Annotated in this window: 13 protein-coding genes and 1 pseudogene; 5 read left to right on the top strand and 9 right to left on the bottom strand. The window is 63.0% G+C overall.

Going from position 1 to position 17,358, the window contains the following annotated elements:
* Nucleotides 1–121: 121 nt before the first annotated feature.
* Nucleotides 122–472: pseudogene (locus tag EOA13_RS24105) on the top strand (exonuclease); the annotation flags it as partial.
* A gap of 51 nt (nt 473–523) precedes the next feature.
* Here the strand turns inward: EOA13_RS24105 and EOA13_RS24100 are convergent.
* From EOA13_RS24100 to EOA13_RS24085, 4 genes are read right to left on the bottom strand one after another with little or no spacing between them, the layout of a single operon-like run.
* Complete coding sequence (locus EOA13_RS24100) at nt 524–1,231, bottom strand: ABC-type transport auxiliary lipoprotein family protein (protein WP_127296179.1); 708 nt, start codon at nt 1,229–1,231, stop codon at nt 524–526.
* A complete protein-coding gene (locus tag EOA13_RS24095) occupies nt 1,212–2,585 on the bottom strand; it encodes an MlaD family protein (RefSeq protein WP_013531883.1) in 1,374 nt (457 codons plus the stop codon). Before EOA13_RS24095 ends, EOA13_RS24100 begins: the two co-directional genes overlap by 20 nt.
* 14 nt (nt 2,586–2,599) lie before the next feature.
* Entirely contained in the window at nt 2,600–3,421 is an 822-nt protein-coding gene (locus EOA13_RS24090; protein ID WP_013531884.1) for an ABC transporter ATP-binding protein, read from the bottom strand.
* A 1-nt stretch (nt 3,422) separates the two neighbouring features.
* On the bottom strand, nt 3,423–4,610 hold the full coding sequence (locus EOA13_RS24085; RefSeq protein ID WP_013531885.1) for an ABC transporter permease: 1,188 nt from the start codon (nt 4,608–4,610) through the stop codon (nt 3,423–3,425).
* A gap of 76 nt (nt 4,611–4,686) precedes the next feature.
* Between EOA13_RS24085 and dgcA the strand changes: the two genes are divergently transcribed.
* The gene (dgcA, locus tag EOA13_RS24080; RefSeq protein ID WP_127296178.1) at nt 4,687–5,670 is read left to right on the top strand and encodes an N-acetyl-D-Glu racemase DgcA; all 984 of its coding nucleotides are present in this window, start codon (nt 4,687–4,689) and stop codon (nt 5,668–5,670) included.
* Here dgcA and EOA13_RS24075 read toward each other — a convergent pair.
* A complete protein-coding gene (locus EOA13_RS24075; RefSeq protein ID WP_024503549.1) occupies nt 5,641–6,855 on the bottom strand; it encodes an MFS transporter in 1,215 nt (404 codons plus the stop codon). The genes dgcA and EOA13_RS24075 overlap by 30 nt on opposite strands.
* A gap of 124 nt (nt 6,856–6,979) precedes the next feature.
* Nucleotides 6,980–7,795: a UDP-2,3-diacylglucosamine diphosphatase gene (locus EOA13_RS24070; RefSeq protein ID WP_127296177.1), complete on the bottom strand. Its 816-nt coding sequence runs from the start codon at nt 7,793–7,795 to the stop codon at nt 6,980–6,982.
* A gap of 118 nt (nt 7,796–7,913) precedes the next feature.
* Between EOA13_RS24070 and EOA13_RS24065 the strand changes: the two genes are divergently transcribed.
* The 3 genes from EOA13_RS24065 (at nt 7,914) to EOA13_RS24055 (ending at nt 12,493) form a co-directional block, all read left to right on the top strand.
* Nucleotides 7,914–8,693, top strand: a complete 780-nt coding sequence (locus EOA13_RS24065) for an SDR family oxidoreductase (RefSeq protein WP_127296176.1) — start codon at nt 7,914–7,916, stop codon at nt 8,691–8,693.
* A gap of 176 nt (nt 8,694–8,869) precedes the next feature.
* Entirely contained in the window at nt 8,870–11,194 is a 2,325-nt protein-coding gene (locus EOA13_RS24060) for an NADP-dependent malic enzyme (RefSeq protein WP_127296175.1), read from the top strand.
* 90 nt (nt 11,195–11,284) lie between these two features.
* Nucleotides 11,285–12,493: a DUF2865 domain-containing protein gene (locus tag EOA13_RS24055; protein WP_127296174.1), complete on the top strand. Its 1,209-nt coding sequence runs from the start codon at nt 11,285–11,287 to the stop codon at nt 12,491–12,493.
* On the opposite strand, the gene gltX is transcribed toward EOA13_RS24055, so the two are convergent.
* From gltX to EOA13_RS24040, 3 genes are all read right to left on the bottom strand, one after another.
* A complete protein-coding gene (gene gltX, locus EOA13_RS24050) occupies nt 12,411–13,784 on the bottom strand; it encodes a glutamate--tRNA ligase (RefSeq protein WP_127296173.1) in 1,374 nt (457 codons plus the stop codon). The two genes, EOA13_RS24055 and gltX, sit on opposite strands and share 83 nt — an antisense overlap.
* 185 nt (nt 13,785–13,969) lie before the next feature.
* Nucleotides 13,970–15,175 (bottom strand): hypothetical protein, encoded by a 1,206-nt coding sequence (locus EOA13_RS24045; protein ID WP_245490468.1) that lies wholly within the window; start codon nt 15,173–15,175, stop codon nt 13,970–13,972.
* A 231-nt stretch (nt 15,176–15,406) separates the two neighbouring features.
* On the bottom strand, nt 15,407–17,212 hold the full coding sequence (locus EOA13_RS24040) for an ABC transporter ATP-binding protein (RefSeq protein WP_127296172.1): 1,806 nt from the start codon (nt 17,210–17,212) through the stop codon (nt 15,407–15,409).
* Nucleotides 17,213–17,358: the final 146 nt, after the last annotated feature.

Below are 17,358 nucleotides of genomic sequence, written 5' to 3'. Positions count from 1 at the left end.
TTCGCGAAGATCCATCGAATAAGGCTTGCCCATCCATGCTGACCTCCTTGCCCAGCATGAAGGTTGAATCAGATTTGCACGCCTAAGGGAATCCCAAGCCGATTCAGTCTCATTTCATCCCGCTCTAGGAGATGCGCTCGCTGACGTCGATCGTTTTTCCGGAGGGTCGCGATTCTGGTCCTGGGGCAAGGACGAATTGAACATGATCGCCATCAGTTGCTATGTCGCGGGCATTCAGCCTCCGGTCCCGGCCACCCGGTTTGACAATGCCGTCAAGCTGCTGATCGCGGCCGGAATGCCGATCGAGGATCTGGCAAGAACGCCGAGCAACAAGCTCGCCGATTACTACGGCGTCGAACACCCGCCATTGCAGGGGCACGACGCGCTCGATGACGCGCTGTCCGTCACCTATACCCTCCAGCACCTGATGAAGACCGGAAAGCTCCGCCCGGAAATCTTCGACCGCTTGTAGGTAGAGAAGCCTGGAGGGATGAAGCTTTGTGGGATTCCGGCGCCTCCGCGCTCAGATCACCGAATCCGTCCAGCTCACGATCTGCCCGGCGGCGTCGCCGAACGCCTTGTCGAGCGCGCTGACATAGGCAGGATTGCCGCTGCCCGAGACGGGCGCGGCTGCGGTGAAGCTCTTGGAGGCACGGACCTCGCCGTTGCGATCGTTCAGGATGCGCACGAACAGATCGACCTTGGCATGTTCGCCGCCGTCGACACGCACCTCGAAGGACCGGATTTCGACGATCACCTGATAGTCGATCGCCAGGCCCTCGCCCGGCTTGCCGACGCCGGCAAAGCTGCCCGAGCGCTGGAAGGTCTCGGCCAGCCGCGCCTGCACGATCAGCGGCAGCCGGTCGGCCCATTGCGCGCCCTTGAGATACTGGATCGAGCGATCCGACGGTTTGATGACGATGTTCTGGCTGTCCAGCGCCTTGAGCGCCGACGGCTGCGCGATCAGGATCTGCCGGCGGCTATGGCCATGCGCGTCGACCGAAGGCGCTGACAGCTCGAACGTATCGAGCGGCGCGGGCTTGCCGCCCAGCGCCGCGCAGCCGGCCAGCGTCAAGGCAAGCAGTGCCGCAGCCGAAGTCAACCCGCCCGTTTTCACCCACACAGACTTCACGCGCGGTCCCCGTTGTCCCCGGATCGTAAGATCGACCCGCTTTCGCGGCTCATGTTTCTGGGGCGCGCCGTCGCCGAAGTCAACGCCGCGCCCTGCCATCGAATTGCCGAACCTCGCCGTCGCCACCCGAAAGGATGCGCTGCGGATTGCGGCTGAGATCGGTGACCGCCTCTTCGATGCGGCTGATCGAACGGCGGCTGTCCTGCACCAAAGCCTCGACATTCGAAAGCCCCTGTCCCGAGAAGCGCGCCAGATTGTCGGTGATGACGCCAAGGCGGGCATTCAGCGTGTCGGCAACCTGCTTGAACGACTTCAGCGTCGCCCTGGCATCCGCCATCACGCCGTCGGCCTGGCCCGACCCGAGCAAGGTATCGACCTTGGCAAGAATGCCATCGACGCGCACCGAGGCATCGTTGAGCCGTTGCGCGAGCTGCTTTGCGTCCTTGATCGTCTGGTCGATGTCGTCGGCCCGGTTGGCGAACTTGTGGGTCACCTCAGCGATGTCGGCGGCGGCCTTGTCGGCGCTCTCGCTGGCCTTTTGGATGTTGGCGAGCGCCGAGCGCACTTGTGCGGGATCGATACCGTCGAGCACGTTGTCGACCTTGGCCAGCGTGCCTTGCGTCCGTTTGGCGAAATCGTTGACCGACCCCACGGCTGTATCGACGTTCTTGATCACGCCGTCGAGCTGCTTCGACGTCTCCTTGAGGTTACCGGTTACCGCGTCGACATTGGCGACGATGCTCTTGATCTTGTCCTTGTCGACGGCGTTGAGAAGGCCTTCGGCCGCCTTCAGCGTGCCGTCGAGCTTGCCGGAAACACCTTTCAGCTCATCGGCCAGTGTGCTGGCGGCGGACAGGAACTTGTCGATGCCGTCCGAATTCTTGGCCAGCGCATCGGAGAAGGTCTGGACATTCTGGACGGTCTGCGTCAGCGGTCCGCGAACGTCCTTGGTGAAGCCTTCGAGTTCGGTCAGCACCTTGTCGGCGCGGGTGAAGATATTCTGCGCCGTCTGCAAGAGGTTGGTCACCGCTGACGGATTGGCGACGATCTCGGCGACCTTGCCTTCCTTTTCCGCCTGGTCGAGGAGTTTCACCTCCTTGGGATCGGCGCCCTTGAGTTCGATATTGGCCTGCCCGGTCAGACCGGCAAGCCCGATATCGGCCTGCGTCGATTTGGTGATCGGCGTCATGCGGTCGATCTCGGTATCGGCGATGGCCACCGTCGGATTGTCGACATCGATATAGACGCGCTTGACGTCGCCGACTTTGACGCCGTTGAACAGCACGAAACTGCCGCGTCCAAGCCCGGACGCCGAGCCCGGAATGCGCACGCGCAGCAACGTCGTCTCGCCCTTGTCGCCGATGGCCGCCGTCCAGTAGACGAAGGCAAACGCCGCCAGGATCGCGGCCAGCGTGAAGATGCCGACAATGACGTAGTTGGCTCTGGTTTCCATTGTCCCACTTATGGCTATGCGCGCGCCGCAAGATCAAGTTGCCGGGCGCGTTTTCCGCGGAAATAGGACTTTACCCACGGTTCCTCGCTCTTCAGCATGTCGTCGATGGTGCCTTCGACCAGCACTTTCTTCTTGCCGAGCACGGCCACCCGGTCGCAAGCGGTGAACAGCGTGTCGAGATCATGCGTCACCATGTAGACGGTCAGATCCATAGTATCGCGCAGCTTGACCACCAGTTCGTCGAACTCCGCCGCGCTGATCGGATCGAGGCCCGATGTCGGCTCGTCGAGGAAGACGATGTCGGGATCGAGCGCGAGCGCCCGGGCCAGCGCGGCGCGCTTGATCATGCCGCCGGACAGTTCGGACGGGAATTTCTGCGCTGCATCGGGCGGCAGCCCGACCAGCTCGATCTTGAGCATCGCCAGTTCGTCCATCAGCTTTCGCGGCAGGTCGAGATATTCGCGCATCGGCACCTGGACGTTTTCCAGCACTGTCAGCGCCGAGAACAGCGCGCCGTGCTGGAACAGCACGCCAAGCCGCATGTCGATGCGCAGACGCTCGGCATCATCAGCTTTCTCGATATCGACGCCGAACAGCTTGATCGTACCCGACTGCTTGCGCGTCAGGCCGAGAATGGTGCGCAGCAGAACGGATTTGCCAGCACCCGAGGCGCCGACAAATCCAAGGATTTCGCCGCGCCTTATGTCGAGCGACAGTCTGTCGAGGATAAGCTTGTCGGCAAAGGAAACGCTGATGTCGTGCGCGGAAAGCACGATATCGCCCTCGCCCGCGTCATCCGCCAATGCACCCGCCCTTTTCCTGTTTCGCAGCTTCATCTCAGAACTCGATCGCTGCGTAGAACATGGCAAAAAGCCCGTCGAGGATGATGACGACGAAGATCGACTTCACCACCGAAGCGGTAACATGCTGGCCGAGCGATTCGGCGCTGCCGCCGACCTTCATGCCTTCGACCGAGGCAATCGTGCCGATGATCATGGCCATGAACGGCGCCTTGATCAGGCCGGCAAAGATAGTGCTGAGATCGATGGCGACACGCAGCCGGTCGATGAAGGCCGCGGGTGGAATGTCGGAATAGAGCCAGGCAGCCAGGATGCCGCCGCCGAGTGCGGCGAAATTGGCGATGATGGTCAGGCACGGCAAGGCGATGACCAGCGCCACGAGGCGCGGAAAGACCAGGACGCCGATCGGGTTGAGTCCGATGACCTTCAGCGCGTCGACCTCCTCGCGCATCTTCATCGAGCCGATCTCGGCGGTGATCGCGCTGCCGGAGCGGCCGGCGATCATGATCGCCGTCATCAGCACGCCGAGTTCGCGCAGGATCAGCACGCCGACGAGGTCGACGACGAAGATATCGGCGCCGAAATAGCTGAGCTGATAGGCGCCCTGCTGGGCAACGATGGCGCCGACGATCGCCGACATCAGCACCACCACCGGAATGGCGCCGACGCCCATACGGTCGATCTGGTTGAAAATCGCCGCCGGGTTGACCGCATGGCCACGACCGAGCTTCATCTGCGCGCCACGGATGGTGGCGCCGAGGATGTTCATCGAGGCCAGAAAATCGTCGCGCATCTCGTAGACCCGGCGGCCAACCGCCTCCAGCGCGCGAATGACGATGTTGGGCGGTCGCACCGGGCCGGATTCGGGTTCGCGCCGCACGGCCTCGCCGACAGCTTCGAGCAGGATCGAAGCGATCTCGCTCTGGCCTTGCATCTGGATTTCGACACCCTTCTTCTCGAAGGCGCTGACCAGCCGGTCAATCAGCCAGGCGCCGGCAGTGTCCATCTTCTCGATCTTGGAAACATCGAGCGCCAAGGTTTTGAAGCCGCTTCGCTTTTCGATCTTGCGCATGTCGGCGTCGACGAGTGCAACGGTCCGTGTCGTCCAGATTCCGGAGAAAGCGCAGCCAAGAACGCCGTCCTCCTCGCCGATCGCCACGCGCGGTTCGTGGTCAGCCTCCCCTGCGGTCGTGCCGCTTGCGTCGCGCTTGCCGATGGTCAACATGGCGTCCTGTTTAGCCTGACGGGTCTGACCTGTCGATTTGCCGACAACGCTTGTCGCATAGCAGGAGCAGAAAAATATGGCGCGTGTCATTTCGGTCGAGGCCGAGCGTTTTCCCATCGCCGGAACCTTCACCATTTCGCGCGGTTCCAAGACCGAAGCCGAAGTGATCTCCTGCACGATCAGCGACGGCGGCCACTTCGGCCGCGGCGAATGCGTCCCCTACAAGCGCTATAGCGAGACGATTGAGGGCGTGCGCGAGGCGATCGACGCCATGCGCGGCCGGATCGCCGATGGCATCAGCCGCAGCGCCTTGCTCGATGCCATGCCGGCCGGAGCCGCCCGCAACGCCATAGACTGCGCCCTATGGGATCTGGAGGCGAAGCTCAGCGGAACATCGGTGGCGGTTGCGATAGGCGCTGTTCCCTTGCAGGCGCTCGAAACCGCCTACACGCTGTCGCTGGGCGAGCCGGAGGCGATGGCGGCGCAGGCCCGCGCCAATGCGGCGCGGCCGCTGCTCAAGGTCAAGATCGGCGGCGACAACGACATTGCCCGCATCCGGGCGGTCAGGCAGGCAGCGCCAGGCAGCCGCATCATCCTCGACGCCAATGAGGGCTGGAGCGACGACAACATCGTTGCGAACCTCGCCTTTGCCGCCGAACAAGGCATCGCGCTGATCGAACAGCCGCTGCCGGCCGGTCATGACGAGATCCTGCGCCATATCGCGCATCTGGTGCCGATCTGCGCCGATGAAAGCGTGCACGAGGCTAAGAATCTCGAAGCGCTTGTCGGTCTTTACGATGCCGTCAACATCAAGCTCGACAAGTCGGGCGGGCTGACGGCGGCACTGGTGCTGCGCGATCGCGCCCGCGAACTCGGTTTCGGCGTGATGGTCGGCTGCATGGTCGGCACCTCATTGGCGATGGCGCCAGCGGTGCTGCTTGCCCAGCATGCCGATTTCGTCGACCTCGACGGTCCGCTGCTGCTTGCCCGCGACCGGGTACCGGGCCTTGTCTACCAGGGATCGCTGGTGTCACCGCCCGATACGGCGCTCTGGGGCTGAGCGCGCAGCAAGGCCGATCAGCGCCAGTCCGATCAACGCAATCGGGATCATGGCAAAGAAGCCGTCGACACCGAGACGGTCGTAGAGCGGGCCGGACGCCAGCGTCACCACCGCCATGAAGAAGCCGTTGGAGAAATAGGCAATGCCTTGCGCGGCACCTGTCCGCTCCTCGGAGATCGTTTCGCCGATCATCTTCTGCAGCCCGATCAGCCCCAGCGCCACCGAGACCGAGTGCAGCGACTGGACAGCGAAGAAGCCGGGAATGCCGAGGCCGAGCGGCCAGACCAGCGGAAAGGCGATCCAGCGCACGATGGAGCCGATTCCGGCCATCACCATGACCGACACGACCGAGAACCGGTCGAAAAAGCGGGTGAACATCATGAACATGCAGACTTCCGACACCACGCCCCAAGCCCATAAGAGACCGACTACCGAATCACCGAGGCCGATCGACTTCCAGTAGATGGAGACGAAACCGTAGAGGAATGCGTGGCTGGCGGTGATGACGCCGACGCCCGTGGAAAAATACAGGAAATACGGGTTGAGAAGCTTCGGCGCTGAATGCTGGATGTCGGTGGCCGACAGCGGCGAGGCGCGCCGCGGACGGCCAAGGCGCGGCGCCAGCAGGCCAGCGGCAAGGGCCGCGGCAAACGCCACCAGAATGATAACCGGAACGGCTTGTGAACCGGTTACCGACAGAATGAAGCCGCCGGCGATATTGGCGAACAAATAGGAAATCGAGCCCCATTTGCGCATGCTTGTGTAGTTCGAACCGAAGCGGCGGACACCCGAAAGAGCCAGCGAATCGGCAATCGGCGAATGCGGCGTCCAGACGATGGTCAGCGCCAGCGAGACCGCCAGCACCATCGCATAGGTGGGTGTCAGGAAATAACCTGCCGACAAAAGCAGCGACGCAGCCATCAGCGCGACATAGACATCGGCGCGGTCCCTGGCACGGTCGGCCAGCGCGGTCAGCAGCGGCGTCGTCACCACGCGCAGGAACATCGGCGCCGCCAGAATGACCGCGATCTGCTCGGCATGAAAACCCTTGGCCTGCAGCCACAGCGGAAAATACGGCAAATGCGTTCCGAGCGGCACGAAAAGCGTCGCGAAGATCAGGCTCATGCGCAGTTCGAAATGGCGCGGCTTGACGAGTTGTTCGGGCGAGAGCTGCGGCAGGGACATGAATCGATCCAATCGCGCTGTATTCGACCGGACGGCAACGCGTGTCGATCCCTTAACATGGACGAAAACCGGACGAAACCGGTTGGACTAATTGATTGATTCCGAAGCCCGAAAAGACTTCGGACTATGCTGCCTGCCCTACCCGGTCTTCGATGAGCAGCGGGATAAAGGGCTCGTCCAGCGACTCTGGCAGCACCTTCGCCCAGGTCAGAATTTCCATGCGGCCGTCAAAATGCTCGACCACCGCCGTGCAGCTTTCCACCCAGTCGCCGGTGTTGATGTACTGGACATCGCCGAAATTCTCGATGACGGCATGATGGATGTGGCCGCAGATGACGCCGTCGACATGCGAACGGCGCGCCTCGTCCGCAAGCATGGTCTGGAACGAGCCGATGAAGTTCACCGCCTTCTTGACGTTGTGCTTGGCCCAGGACGAAAACGACCAATACGGCAGGCCGAGCAGTTGCCGCAGCCGCGTCACCACGCGATTGACCAGCATGGCCGCGTCATAGGCGTGGTCGCCGAGATAGGCGAGCCAGCGCGCATTGTGGACGACGGTATCGAACTGGTCGCCATGGATGACGAGCAGGCGCTTGCCGTCGGCGGTCTCGTGGATGGCGCGGTCGGCGACGACGATGCCGCCGAAATGCACGCCCTGGAACTGGCGGGCGAACTCGTCATGGTTGCCGGCGATGTAGGTGATGTTGGCGCCCTTGCGCGCCTTGCGCAGCAGTTTCTGCACGACGTCATTGTGGCTTTGCGGCCAATGCCAGCTCCGTCGCAGCCGCCAGCCGTCGACGATGTCGCCCACCAGATAGATGATATCGGCATCGTGATATCGAAGGAAATCGATCAGGAACTCGGCCTTGGCCGCCTTCGAGCCCAGATGGACGTCGGAAATGAACATGCTGCGGAAAGTGCGGGGCTCTTGGCCGGACATCGCGATTTCACCGTTGCTTTCGCGAGCCTATGCCCCGATTCATGCAACAACCGTATGACGGTTGCGATTGGTCCAGCCGAAGGACTAGCTTGCCGGCCAAATCACAGGAGAAATCGTCATGGATCTTGGTATCCGCGGAAAGAAGGCCATCGTCTGCGCTTCGAGCAAGGGACTTGGGCGCGGTTGCGCCATGGCGCTGGCCGAGGCCGGCTGCGATGTCGTGGTCAACGGGCGCAACGCCGAACTGGTGGCGAAAACCGCCGCTGAGTTGCGCGAGCGCTATGGCGTCACGGTGACGGAAGTCGTCGGCGACGTCTCGAAGCCGGAGGTGCAGAAGGCGCTGCTCGCGGCCTGCCCGGACCCGGATATCCTCGTCAACAACAATGGCGGACCGCCGCTTCGCGATTTCCGTACGCTTGACCGCGAAAAGATCCTCGAAGGCGTTACCCAGAACATGGTGACGCCGATCGAGCTGGTCCAGGCTGTCCTCGACGGCATGGCGGCACGTGGCTTCGGCCGCATCGTCAACATCACCTCGCTGTCGGTCTATGTGCCCATTCCCGGCCTTGATCTGTCGTCCGGGGCGCGTGCGGGCCTGACCTCGTTCCTTGCGGGCGTGGCCAGAACGGTTGTCGACCGCAACGTGACCATCAACAGTCTTTTGCCGGGCAAGCTCGACACCGACCGGCTACGCGGCCCGCATGAAGCCGGCAGTGTCGAAAGCCCTGAGGCCGCAGCCGCGCGCAAGACCCGCATCAGCGCCGACGTTCCGGCCAAGCGGCTCGGTACGCCGGAGGAATTCGGCCAGATCTGCGCCTTCCTGTGCTCGGTCCATGCCGGCTATCTGACCGGGCAGAACATACCGGTCGATGGTGGTCTCTACGTCAGCGCATTCTGATCAACTTGTCCGTGAAACTGCAGGAATCGTCTGTCAGAAAATCAAGATAAGCATCTGATTAATTGTGGCTTTCGACGCGCCGCCGGGTAAAGCTCTCGGCGCGTCAATTAGCGTCGCGAAAAACCACGGCTGCATGCTAAAAGGGATCTCCAGCCAGATTTCGAGGGAGCGGCCGCATGGAAGGCGAGAGCAAAAAGACGGCACGTTCGGACCTCGACGAAGCCGCCCTCTACTTCCACAAGCACCCAAGGCCGGGAAAACTCGAGATACAGGCGACCAAGCCGCTCGGCAATCAGCGCGACCTGGCGCTCGCCTATTCGCCTGGCGTCGCCGCCCCTTGCCTGGAAATCCGCGACGACCCGGCGACCGCCGCCGATTATACCGCGCGCGCCAATCTGGTCGGCGTCGTCACAAACGGATCGGCAGTGCTCGGCCTCGGCAATATCGGCCCGCTGGCCTCCAAACCGGTCATGGAAGGCAAGGCCGTCCTGTTCAAGAAGTTCGCTGGCATCGATGTCTTCGACATCGAGATCGACGCGCCCGGCATCGAGCGCATGGTCGAGACCATCTCGGCGCTCGAGCCGACCTTCGGCGGCATCAACCTCGAGGACATCAAGGCGCCGGAATGCTTCGAGGTCGAGGAGCAGCTGAAGGCCCGCATGGCCATACCGGTGTTTCACGACGACCAGCATGGCACCGCCATCATTGTCGCCGCCGCCGTGCTCAACGGGCTGGAATTCGCCGGCAAGACCATATCGGACATCAAGATCGTCACCTCGGGCGCCGGGGCTGCCGCCCTTGCCTGCCTCAATCTGCTGGTCTCGCTCGGCGCGCGGGTCGAAAACATCTGGGTCACCGACCGTTTCGGCGTCGCCTACAAGGGCCGCACCGACGAGATGGATCGCTGGAAAGACCCCTATGTGAAGGACACCGAGGCGCGCACGCTGGCTGACGTCATATCGGGCGCCGACGTCTTCCTCGGCCTGTCGGCGGCAGGCGTACTGAAGCCGGAACTGCTCCAGCACATGGCACCGAAGCCGCTGATCCTGGCGCTGGCCAACCCCAATCCCGAGATCATGCCGGAAACGGCGCGTGCGGCGCGTCCCGATGCGATGATCTGCACAGGCAGGTCTGATTTTCCCAATCAGGTCAACAACGTACTTTGTTTTCCTTACATCTTTCGCGGCGCGCTCGACTGTGGTGCCAGCGCTATCAACGAGGAGATGAAGATGGCGGCGGTGCGGGCGATCGCAGCGCTAGCACGCGAAGAGCCATCCGATGTCGCGGCACGCGCCTATTCCGGCGAGACGCCGATCTTCGGCCCTGAATTCCTGATCCCTTCGCCCTTCGATCCGCGCCTGATCCTGCGCATAGCGCCCGCGGTCGCCAAGGCAGCCTGTGACACCGGTGTCGCGACGCGGCCGATCACCGACTTCGCCGCCTATATCGACAAGCTGAACCGCTTCGTCTTCCGCTCCGGCCTGGTGATGAAGCCGGTGTTCTCCTCCGCCAAGGCATCGAGCGCCAAGCGCGTCATCTATGCCGACGGCGAGGATGAGCGCGTGTTGCGCGCCGCCCAGGTGGTGCTCGAAGAAGGCATCGCCGAGCCGATCCTGATCGGCCGCCCGCACGTCATCGAGGTGCGCCTGAAGCGCTACGGCTTGCGCATCAAGCCTGGTGTCGATTTCGGCCTGATCAACCCGGAAGACGATCCGCGCTATCGCCATTATGTCGACCTTTTGATCGAACTCGCCGGCCGGCGTGGCGTCACGACGGAAGCCGCGCGCACCATGGTCCGCACCGACAACACGGTGATCGCAGCACTTGCGCTGAAACGCGGCGATGCCGACGCCATGGTCTGTGGGCTAGAAGGGCGCTTCGAGCGGCACCTGCGCAACGTCACCTTGATCATCGGCCCCCGCGCCGGCATCAAGGACCACGACCTGTCGACGCTTTCCATGCTGATCTCGCAGCGCGGCATCATCTTCCTGACCGACACCCACGTCTCCGTCGACCCGACGGCGGAAGAAATCGCCGAAATGACCGTGCTGGCGGCGGAAGAAATCCAGCGCTTCGGCATCGAGCCTAAGGCAGCGCTCTTGTCGCATTCCGATTTCGGCTCGCGCGATTCGCCCAGTGCCCTGAAGATGCGGCAAGCAGCGGCGATCCTGGCGCGCATCGCGCCTGACCTTGAATGCGATGGCGAGATGCATGCGGACACTGCTCTGTCGGAGCACCTGCGCCAGCGCGTGTATCCCCATTCGAGGCTGAAGGGCGAAGCCAATTTGCTGGTGTTCCCCAACCTCGATTCGGCCAACATCACGCTGACGGCGCTCAGAACCATGACGGATGCGCTACACGTCGGGCCGATCCTGCTCGGCACCGACATGCCGGCGCATATATTGACGCCGTCGGTCACCTCGCGCGGCGTCGTCAACATGACGGCGCTTGCCGTGGTCGAAGCCGCCCACAAGGCACAGGCGGTCGTCAATCTGGGCTGAACACGGATTCCGCGGTAAACTGCAGTTAACCGCGAACACGGTAGCCTTGCGGGGCTAACAGTCGGGATTTGGCAGGCGGAGTTTGGGCGGATGGCAAGCGGAGGGTGGAAGCAGGCGCATGCTGCCGTGCTGCTTGGCCTCCTGTTGTCTGCAACCTGGGGGGTGGCCGAGCCACAGGCTGCTTCGCGGGTCTGCCGCCAGTTGGAAGCCGATCTTGCCGCGTCCTCGCGCGGCGGCGGTGGCGGTCCGGCGCTGATCCGGAAATATGATTCCGCAATTGCCAGGCAGCATGAACAGATTTCGAAGGCTCGCAGCCAGGCGAGCCGGGCCGGGTGCGGTTTTTCGCTGTTTGGTCGCAACCTCAATCAATGCGCCGGACTCAACGCCACGATCGACCGCATGAATGCCAATCTCGACGCCTTGCAGAACAAGCGCGAGCGGCTGGCCGGCGGCGGCTCTCGCCGCGACCGCGGACGCATCCTGGCGGCGCTTGACGCCAATGGCTGCCGCGACGACACCGTTGCGCCACGACGCGCGCCTTTGCAGGAGGCGAACCGCGACGGCGGCAGCGCAAACCTGTTCGATCAGCTTTTCGGCGGCAACAGCCAGCAGCTCGATACGCCAGATCCACCTGACCAGCTTGACGATCCTGGCGAGGAGCGCAGCGTCCGCCGGGTGCTCAACCAGCCCGGCATACCCGATTTTCCGAGCGTCGGCGGTGAGTTCCACACCTCCTGTGTGCGCACCTGCGACGGCTACTTCTTCCCGATGTCGAACTCAGCCTCGGCTGGCGATTTCGAACGTGACCAGAAGAATTGCGAATCGAGCTGCCCCGGCACCGAAATGCAGGTTTTCTACTCGCGCGGCATGGGCGACGATTCGGCCTCGATGACGTCATCTGTCACCGGCCGGCCCTACAGCGAATTGCCGACCGCCTATCTCTACAAGCAGCCATCGCGGCCGCCGGCTTGCGGCTGCAACGCCGCCGCGCAGGGTTTTCAGATCATCGCCGGCAACCCGCCGAATCCGGAACAATTGCAACCCGAGACGGACTCCGCACCGTTCATTCCGGTGCCGATCTCCAAACCGGATCCAGGTGCCGATCCCGAAACGCTGGCCAATCAGGAAGGCGGGCTCGACCGCGAGACGATCAAGCGGGTTTCCGCCAAGCCGGTGACGTCGCCGATATCAGCCTTGCCGCCGGAACAGCGGAAGGTCAGGGTCGTCGGGCCAACGTTCCTTCCCGACCCATCAGCGGCAATAGATCTGCAAGCTCCGGCCCCGAAGGCAGTCCGGTAAGGGCTGTCCTGAGCGGCATGAACAACGCCTTGCCCTTGCGGCCGGTCGCTTCCCTGATGTTGCCCGTCCAGTCCTTCCAGATCGTCGCGGTCCAAGGTTCCTCCGGCAGCAGATCGAAGGCCTGTCGAAGGAAATCGCGGTCGTCATCGGAAAATTCCGGCTTCTCCTGCGGTCCTTCGCGCAGGATACGCCACCAGTTGACCGCATCGGCCAGCCTGTCGAGATTGCCGCGCACCGCCAGCCAGAACGGTTCGGCCTGCTCGCCGGAGACGCCAAGCACGAACAGCCGGTCCTGTGCCTCGGCGAACGGCATGTGGTGCAGCAATGTCCGGTTGAGTACGAACAGCTCGTCCGGGTCGAACTTGGCCGCCGATTTCGATGTCGCCGCCGGATCGAAGCGTTCGGCGAGTTCGCCCATCGTCGGCACCGCCACGACATTCTCCGAAGTGCCGACCAGGACGGCCAATGATGCGACGGCCATCGGCTCGATCCCGTCCTCGCGCAGGCTTTCGATGGAGAGCGCGCCGGTGCGCTTCGACAAGCCCTCGCCCGATGCGGTGGTCAGGAGATTATGGTGGCCGAACACTGGCGGCTCGGCAGCCAGCGCCCGGAACAGGGCGATCTGCACGCCGGTGTTGGTGACATGGTCGTCGCCGCGGATGATATGGCTGACGCCCATCTCGATGTCGTCGACGACAGAAGGCAGCGTGTAGAGATAGGTGCCGTCCTCGCGCACCAGGACCGGGTCGGAAAGCGAGGCCAGATCGACGGTTTCCTCACCGCGCACCAGGTCGTTCCAGTGGATTTCGGTGCGTTCCGGCTGTTGTGGATCGCCTGAGAAATTGGGGAGGAGAAACCGCCAGTGCGGCCGGCGGCCATCGGCCTGGTACTCGTCGATCTGCTCTTGCGTCAGTGTCAGCGCCTCGCGGCCATAGACCGGCGGCAGGCCGCGCGTGCGGCGCACCTTGCGCCTGAGATCGAGTTCCTCCGGCGTTTCGTAGCAGGCATAGAGAACGCCTGCCGTCTTCAGCCTCTCGACCGCCGCGTCATAGACTTCGAAGCGCCGCGACTGGTACTCGGTGGCGTCGGGAAAAATGCCCAACCAATGCAGGTCGTAGAGGATAGCGTCGGAAAACTCCTGCTTCGAGCGCGCAATGTCGGTGTCGTCGAAGCGCTGGATGAATCGGCCCTTGTTGTTCATGGCGAACAGCCAGTTGAACAGGGCCGTGCGCGCATTGCCGATATGGATGCGGCCGGTCGGCGAAGGGGCGAAACGAACGGTAACTGTCATGAGCGGGGCGTACCGGATGCTTTTACGATTGACAAGACGCGCCCCCGCGCTGCCCGGCAGACATAGAACATGGCGGCTGGAATGAAAAGACCGGGCGGTGGACGCCTCAGGAGGCGCGCAGTCCGGAGACGGCCTTTGTAACCGAGCGCTGCCAGCCGCTGGGGCCGACGACCGGTTGAAGGCGATCAGCGGCCGAAATCATCGGAACTGAGGCGGGTCCAGCGGTCGCCCACCAATCCACCGATAAAGATGTCGCCGGAGCGGACCGCTTCCGTGACCTCGGCGATCCGCGAGCGGACCATCGTTCCCCCGGCATAGCGGAAGAAGACATTCTTGTAGCCAAAGAGCTGGGGGATGAATTTGGTCTGCGTCTGTCCGGTGATGCCGACGCAGCCCATCTCCCATGCGGCGGCGACAAGCGCATCCAGTGTCGCGCCCCAGTGCGATCCGAATGCCTGGATTTGCAACAGGTTCGCCATGTCGCCGGCTTGACCGTAGAAGGCATAACAACCGAGCATTTTGCCCGTTTCGTCGTAGGTCCCACCGAAATGAAGGGGGCCGTCGGCCCGCTTCTCGGCCGCCAGCGCAAGCAGCCGTGGCAATTCCCCATCCTTCCAACTCGGCCGAAGAGCGTAGCCAGACAGGAGAGTCGGCAGGTTCTCGGCAAATTGCACGGCATCGATCGGCTCACGATGGGTGCGATGCGACGATGAATGGAGGACGGGGGGTTCGAACCTTTTCTTTGCGAGAGCATCGAATGCTCTCGCGCATGGATCGAGTACAAGGCGAGGCAGGCTAGGCCATTTACGGTGCAGTGCGGAGGCGGCCATCGCCGCCGGCCGGAAAACATATGTCCATCCCAGACAATGCACCGGAAGGAGTTGGTACTTCATCGGGCGCGCGAAGGCCAAGGATGTCCGGTTGGCCGAATCGGTCAGTTGCAGATCGAATTCGCCTTGATGCAAGGCACGCAGCAATTGGGGTCCGGCCGAGCCGTCATCGGTGCCGGGGTCGGCCATGAGCGGCCCGATGATCGCCGCATTCAATGGCGCTCCATTGAGCTCGTAGCGGGCTTTCAGAACGCCGAGGAATCCACCCAGACGACCCTGCCGGTTGATCTGGACAAGAGCGTTGCTTTCACCGGAGTGGCCGGCAGGGTCGAGATAAATCTCTCTCATATACGCGGCCGTCTCGGCGATTGCGCTATCGAGGAGGTGACGCCGCCGCCGGCGAAACTTCGTCAGGAAGAGTGCGGCGACGCGCTCGAGGTCTTCGGCAGCGAGCGGCCGAACCGAGCCATGCTGAGATTCCAGCACTGACGGCGCAGCCAACTTTTCCTCGGCATTCGCAGAAAGATGCATCGTGAAGAACGTCCGTAGGTTGCTCTCCATCGGATATATATCAACCAATGGTAGAAACAACGTATCTCGGTCGGTATGATGAACAGAGGTCTCAAGACTTACTATCCGGACAGGACTTCACAGGCAAATCAAGTCGGCCAGCATCACGGCGCTGATCGGCGGGTTGGCCGCGGCCCTGCGATCGCATGCCCTGGTCCAGCCCGCTGGGCTGACCGTGCCGGACAGAGGCGGCCTCCGGCCGAAGCTGCAGGCCGCCTCAATTCAGCTCACAAGTCCCTTGGTCAGTTCCAATGCCTGGCGCTCGAACAGGCGGCGGTAGATGCCGCCTGTCAGCCGGATCAGTTCGTCATGCGAGCCTTCCTCGACAATGTTGCCGCGATCGAAGACCAGCAGCCGGTCCAGTGCCCTCACCGTCGAAAGCCGGTGCGCGATGACCAGTGTCGTGCGGCCGACCATCAGCCGCTCCATCGCCTGCTGGATCAGCACCTCCGATTCCGAATCGAGGCTCGATGTCGCCTCATCGAGGATCAGAATGCGCGCATCGGCAAGGAAAGCGCGCGCGATCGCCACGCGCTGCCGCTCGCCGCCCGACAGTTTCACGCCGCGTTCGCCGACCAGCGTACCGTAGCCCTTCGGCAGGTTGGTGATGAAATCGTGCGCACTCGCCAGCTTCGCGGCATGCTCGATCTCCTCCTGCGTCGCACTCGGCTTGGCATAGGCGATGTTTTCGGCCAGCGACCGGTGGAACAGGATCGGCTCCTGCTGAACGATGGCGATCTGCCCGCGCAGCGAGGCTTGCGCCACCTGCGAAATGTCCTGGCCGTCGACCAGGATTTGCCCCGCATTCACGTCATAGAGCCGCTGGATAAGCTTGACGAAGGTGGTCTTGCCCGACCCCGAATGGCCGACCAGCCCGACGCGCTCACCCGGCGCGATATCGACCGAAAAGTCGCGGTAAAGCGCCGATCGGTGATGGCCATAGTGAAAGGTGACGTTGTCAAAGCTGATCCGTCCTTCGGTGATCCGGATCGGCTCGGCACCTGGCCGGTCCTCGATACCGAGCGGTTCGGACTGGAAATCGACCAGCTCTTCCATATCGTTGATGGAGCGCTGCAGATTGCGGATATGCGTGCCGATATCCCTGAGATAGCCCTGCAGCACGAAAAGCGAGGTCAGCACGAAGGCAACGTCGCCAGCGCTCGCCTGCCCCCACGACCACAGCATCAGCGCCAGGCCGATCACCGCGGCGCGCATGACCAGCAGCAGCACCCCTTGCGTGGTGCCGTTGATGGTGCCGCGCACCCAGGTGCGCCGTGTACGCGCACGCCATTTGGCGACGACCTTGGCGAGGCGGCGTTCTTCGCGCTCCTCGGCGCCAAAGCCCTTGACGACGGCGTTGCAGCTGACCGCGTCGGCCAGCGAGCCGCCGAGGCGCGTATCCCAGGTGTTGGCGAGCCTTGCCGCCGGCGCGACATAACCAAGTGACAGCAGCGCCGTCACCGTGATGAACAGCACCGAACCGGCAGCAACGACCGCACCCATCAACGGCCAGAACCAGCCGAGCAGCAACGTCGAGCCGACCAGCATGACGACCGACGGCAGCAGCGCGATGAGGATGGTGTCGTTGAGCAGGTCGAGCGCCCACATGCCGCGCGTCACCTTGCGCACGGTCGAGCCGGCAAAGCTGTTGGCATGCCAGTCGGTGGAAAAGCGCTGGACGCGATGGAAAGCATCGGCGGCGATGTCGGCCATCATCTTCAACGTCAGCTCGACGATCCCCATGAACGCCAGGTTGCGCAACACGACGCCGGCCAGCGCCAACGCCATCAACGTCGAGAACGCCGTCATCGCGGCATTCCAGGCAATCGCGTCGGCGCCGGCGCTGCTGGCGACGGCGTCGACCAGCCGGCCGGAGTAGAGCGGCGTCAGCACATCGGCCAGCGTCGACAGCAGGAAGCTGCCCATGATGAGCGAGAGCCGCCAGGGCTGGCGCCGCCAATGGGTGAGCGTGAAGCCAAGAACGCTGCGAAAGGCGCTCGCGCGCAAATCGATCTTGAAACGAGCCATGATGTCATTCGGGCACAAACGAGCCCGATCCCAGTAGGTCGAAAATTGAAGAAGCCGCGCAAGGGGCCAATGATTGCCCGGAAGCGGAGCGGCATATTTGGCGTATCGCCCATAATCGGGCGGCGATCGGCATCGGCATAAGCCTG

Source organism: Mesorhizobium sp. M7A.F.Ca.US.011.01.1.1 (genome assembly GCF_003998295.1).
Taxonomy (GTDB): domain Bacteria; phylum Pseudomonadota; class Alphaproteobacteria; order Rhizobiales; family Rhizobiaceae; genus Mesorhizobium.
This window is presented reverse-complemented; position numbering and strand designations above follow the sequence as displayed.

Coding starts and splice junctions, on each gene's coding strand:
- EOA13_RS24100 (WP_127296179.1), bottom strand. CDS start 1,231: ATGGCAGGGCGCGGCGTTGACTTCGGCGACGGCGCGCCCCAGAAACAT.
- EOA13_RS24095 (WP_013531883.1), bottom strand. CDS start 2,585: ATGGAAACCAGAGCCAACTACGTCATTGTCGGCATCTTCACGCTGGCC.
- EOA13_RS24090 (WP_013531884.1), bottom strand. CDS start 3,421: ATGAAGCTGCGAAACAGGAAAAGGGCGGGTGCATTGGCGGATGACGCG.
- EOA13_RS24085 (WP_013531885.1), bottom strand. CDS start 4,610: ATGTTGACCATCGGCAAGCGCGACGCAAGCGGCACGACCGCAGGGGAG.
- dgcA (WP_127296178.1), top strand. CDS start 4,687: ATGGCGCGTGTCATTTCGGTCGAGGCCGAGCGTTTTCCCATCGCCGGA.
- EOA13_RS24075 (WP_024503549.1), bottom strand. CDS start 6,855: ATGTCCCTGCCGCAGCTCTCGCCCGAACAACTCGTCAAGCCGCGCCAT.
- EOA13_RS24070 (WP_127296177.1), bottom strand. CDS start 7,795: ATGTCCGGCCAAGAGCCCCGCACTTTCCGCAGCATGTTCATTTCCGAC.
- EOA13_RS24065 (WP_127296176.1), top strand. CDS start 7,914: ATGGATCTTGGTATCCGCGGAAAGAAGGCCATCGTCTGCGCTTCGAGC.
- EOA13_RS24060 (WP_127296175.1), top strand. CDS start 8,870: ATGGAAGGCGAGAGCAAAAAGACGGCACGTTCGGACCTCGACGAAGCC.
- EOA13_RS24055 (WP_127296174.1), top strand. CDS start 11,285: ATGGCAAGCGGAGGGTGGAAGCAGGCGCATGCTGCCGTGCTGCTTGGC.
- gltX (WP_127296173.1), bottom strand. CDS start 13,784: ATGACAGTTACCGTTCGTTTCGCCCCTTCGCCGACCGGCCGCATCCAT.
- EOA13_RS24045 (WP_245490468.1), bottom strand. CDS start 15,175: ATGGAGAGCAACCTACGGACGTTCTTCACGATGCATCTTTCTGCGAAT.
- EOA13_RS24040 (WP_127296172.1), bottom strand. CDS start 17,212: ATGGCTCGTTTCAAGATCGATTTGCGCGCGAGCGCCTTTCGCAGCGTT.